Origin of the sequence: Craterilacuibacter sp. (assembly GCF_051659485.1) — a bacterium.
Classification (GTDB): Bacteria; Pseudomonadota; Gammaproteobacteria; order Burkholderiales; family Chromobacteriaceae; genus Craterilacuibacter.
The window spans coordinates 1-3,662 of the sequence record NZ_JBOFOO010000424.1 but is presented as its reverse complement, the minus strand read 5'-3'; the positions used below and the strand labels follow the sequence as shown (position 1 = coordinate 3,662).

Genomic DNA, 3,662 nt, shown 5'->3' with positions numbered 1-3,662 from the left:
TCGACATTGATGATATTGCAGTTGGACTCGGTAGCGCCCCAGCCTTCATAAATAGCCATAGGCCCGAAACGCGCCGTGAAACGCGTCCACACATCGGCCGACAGTCCGGCGCCCATCATCTTATTCAGCGAGTGCGCGCGTTCATCGTCACGCTCGGGCTGATTGAGCAGATAACGGCAGATCTCGCCGATGTACTGGCACACCGTGATGTGGTAACGCCGGACATCGGCCCAGAATTCGCGCACCGAAAACTTGCGCCGGATCACGATGGCACCGCCGCAGCGCAGCGCGGTCGACCCCAGCGACATTGCCGCCGCACCGTGATACAGCGGCAAAAAGCAATAAAACACATCGTCAGCCGTGGCCGACAGCGTCACCTGCATGATGTCGCCGACGTTGAGCCAGCGCATATGGCTGGTTTTGGCGGCCTTGGGCAGGCCGGTGGTGCCCGAGGTGCAGATATAAAGCGCGGTATCTTCGCCGCTAAGCCCCTCGCGCAAGGCCGGGTCGGGATTGCTGTCCGCGCTCTGGCGCGCCAGTCGCGACAGCTCCAGCGCAGCCAGTGCCAGCACGCTGTCGTCTGGCGCGTGGCGTGCCTCGGCGACCCGCCACACCGGCACATGACCGGTATCTATCCCGTTAAAATTAGCCAGACACTCGTCGCCGACTATCACCGCACGCGCCTCGGTCGCCGCCAATGCATGGCGTAGCGGCGTGCCGGTCAGATTGGTATTGATGAAGCCGCACACGGCACCGAGCTTGTTTAGCGCAAACCAGGCAATAAAATACTCGGGGCGGTTTTCCATCACCAGCGCCACGGCATCGCCCTTGCGTATCCCCAGAGTGTAAAGCGCGTGCGCATACTGGTTGACGCAGGCATTGACGCGCGCGTAGCTGAGGGATTCATCGCCATACAGCAAGAAAGGCTGCGCGCCGTGTATCCGTGTTTGCTGCTCCAGCCGGTCACCCAGCGTGAAGGCGTCTTTCGGGCGCACGGCATTGGCGACCGCGCTTCTGGCATCCAGTTTCGCCTGCGTCGCTTCGCGCGAAACGGCGGGGTTCATGGCATCGCGTTTCATCTGATCACCCTTGGCAGGCCCAAGCCGAACTGGGCGATGATTTCGCGCTGAATCTCGTTGGTGCCGCCACCGAAGCTGGTAATGGTGACATGACGCACCGTCTCCTCGATCAGGCCGCCCAGTACTGAGGCCTTGCTGCCGGCACGGATCAGGCCGGCCGAGCCCACGACTTCGGCCAGCTTTCTGGCTACCGTCTGCTCGGCCTCGGTGCCGTAGACCTTGGCGGCGGACGCCAGCGCCGGTGACAGCCTGTCTTCGGCCAGATCCGCCGCCAGCCGGTAGTTGAGCACCTTCATCGCTTCCAGCTCGCACCAGGCTTCGGCCAGGCGCGTTGCCACCCAGCGCGTGTCGACCGGCCGAACACCCGACGCATCCGGTGTTTGCGCCCAGTCGTAGACTTCGCGGTAGATGCCGACCATCTTCATCGAGTGGGCCCCCAGACCGATGCGCTCGTGGTTGAGCTGGGAGGTAATCAGCGACCAGCCGCCGTTGACCTCGCCCACCACCATAGACGCCGGCACCCGCACATTGTCGTAATAGGTCGCATTGGTGCGGTGCCCGACCGTATAGATAGGCGCAACCGATACCCCCGGCGCTTTCGCGTCGACGATCAGGATGGTGATGCCCCTGTGCTTGGGGGCGGCCGGATCGGTACGCACCGCCAGCCAGATGTAGTCGGCGTACTGTGCGTGGCTGGTCCAGATCTTGCTGCCATTGACGATAAAATCGTCGCCGTCGCGCACGGCACTGCATTTGAGAGCCGCGAGGTCGGTGCCGGCATCCGGCTCGGAATAGCCGATGGCAAAATGAATGTCGCCTCGGGCGATGCCCGGCAAAAACCTGGCCTTGTGCTCGTCACTGCCGTGCGCCATCAGCGCAGGGCCCACGGTATTGACCGTTACGAACGGGAACGGCGCGCCGGACTGCACCACCGTTTCGAAGTAGACCAGTTGCTCGATAGGCCCCATGCCGGCGCCGCCATATTCCCTGGGCCAGCCCAAAGCCAGATAACCGTCGCGACCGGCCTGCGCGATCAGTTCGCGATAGATGGCATCGGTTTCCTCGGGCTGGGCCAGACGCGCGCGCGCCTCGGGTGTCATCAGCCGGGCAAAATAGCCGGCCAGCTCTTTTTTCAGCGCCTGCTGCGCTGTTGTCAGCTCTACATACATGGCGCCTCTCCTAGTCCTGGCCCACGATCAGGCCGCTGGTCGGCACACCGGTACCGGCGGTGACCAGTGCGTTTTTCACACCCTTGACCTGATTGACGGCATCGCCGCGCACCTGACGCACCGCCTCGGCCACGCCATTCATGCCGTGGATATAGGCTTCGCCCAGTTGGCCGCCGTGGGTATTGATCGGCAAATCACCACCGCGGGCATGCCGGCCCTCGCGGATGAAGTACTTGGCCTCGCCGCGACCGGCAAAGCCGTACTCCTCCAGTTGCGGCAAGACAAAAGGCGTGAAGTGGTCGTAGATCACCGCCGTCTGCACATCCTTGGGGGTGAGGCCGCTCATCTGCCACAGCTGGCGCGCCACCAGCCCGGCTTCGGGCAGGCCGGTGATACTGGAGCGGTAGTAGCTGGTCATCATCTGCTGGTCTTGGTAGGTGCCCTGCGCCGCCGCCTTGAGGAAGACCGGCGTCTGCTTGAGTTTTTTGGCGTATTCGCGCGATACCAGCACCATGGCCACCGCGCCGTCACTCTCCTGACAGCAATCCAGCAAGCGCAAGGGCTCGGCAATCCAGCGCGAATTCTGGTGGTCTTGCAGCGTGATCGGCTTGCCGTAGAAGAAAGCCTTGGGATTGGTCGCGGCAAAGTCGCGCGCCGCCACCGCGATGCGCCCCAGATCCTCGCTGGTGGCGCCGAATTCGTGCATATAGCGCTGCGCACTCATCGCCACCCAGCTGGCGGGGCTGACCAGACCATGCGGAATGTAGTAACCAAAATTGGTAGTCTCGAAAAACGGGTCCGCTTCCTTGCCCTGCATGCCGGCACCGAAGCGGTACCACGAGCGCTCGTTCATCGCCCGATACACCACCACGACATTGGCCACGCCGGTCGCGATCGCCATCATGCCGTGCAGGAAAGGCGCACAGGCGGCACCACCGCCTTCGGGGGTGCGGGCAAAGAACTTAAGCTCCTTGCCGCCGATCTGGCGGAACACCTCGCGCTCGGGATTGTTGTCGACGCTATAGGTACACAGGCCGTCGACTTCGGCCGGATCGATACCGGCGTCGTTGAGCGCGGCCAATACCGCTTCGGTGGCAAGGCGGATTTCGGTGCGCCCGGAATCCTTGGAAAATTCGGTCGCGCCCAGGCCTACGATGGCCACCTGACTGGATAAGCTGTTCATGTCGTCGCCCCTTGTGCAAACAGCAGCTTCACTGTGCCGCTGACGTGATCGCCCATGCTGTTGACGCCACGCATGGCGACCGTCAGCGACTGTTCCGCCTCATCCTTGGCGCTGACTTCGCCCTGCATGGTCATGCAGTCACCCGGATAGTTGGGCGCGCCCAGACGGATCTTGACGCTGGCTATCAGCGCCTCGGGGCCGGCCCAGGCACCGACATAGCGCTCGACCAGA

The 3,662-nt window shown here is 63.1% G+C and carries 3 protein-coding genes and 1 pseudogene; all 4 read right to left on the bottom strand.

What is annotated here, in order from left to right; all coding sequences use genetic code 11:
• Positions 1-1,079: AMP-binding protein (locus tag ACRC1E_RS14265; RefSeq protein ID WP_438515766.1), on the bottom strand; the 1,079-nt coding region annotated here is incomplete at its 3' end.
• On the bottom strand, positions 1,076-2,248 hold the full coding sequence (locus ACRC1E_RS14260) for an acyl-CoA dehydrogenase family protein (RefSeq protein WP_438515765.1): 1,173 nt from the start codon (positions 2,246-2,248) through the stop codon (positions 1,076-1,078). The genes ACRC1E_RS14265 and ACRC1E_RS14260, both read right to left, overlap by 4 nt.
• 10 nt (positions 2,249-2,258) lie before the next feature.
• Positions 2,259-3,431 carry a lipid-transfer protein gene (locus ACRC1E_RS14255; RefSeq protein ID WP_438515764.1) on the bottom strand — a complete coding sequence of 391 codons (1,173 nt, stop codon included), beginning with the start codon at positions 3,429-3,431 and terminating at the stop codon, positions 2,259-2,261.
• A pseudogene (locus ACRC1E_RS14250) lies at positions 3,428-3,662 on the bottom strand (hypothetical protein); the annotation flags it as partial. The gene ACRC1E_RS14255 and the pseudogene ACRC1E_RS14250, both read right to left, overlap by 4 nt.

Bases quoted from the DNA above. Each gene is read 5' to 3' on its own strand.
- ACRC1E_RS14260 (WP_438515765.1), bottom strand. From the start codon at position 2,248: ATGTATGTAGAGCTGACAACAGCGCAGCAGGCGCTGAAAAAAGAGCTG.
- ACRC1E_RS14255 (WP_438515764.1), bottom strand. From the start codon at position 3,431: ATGAACAGCTTATCCAGTCAGGTGGCCATCGTAGGCCTGGGCGCGACC.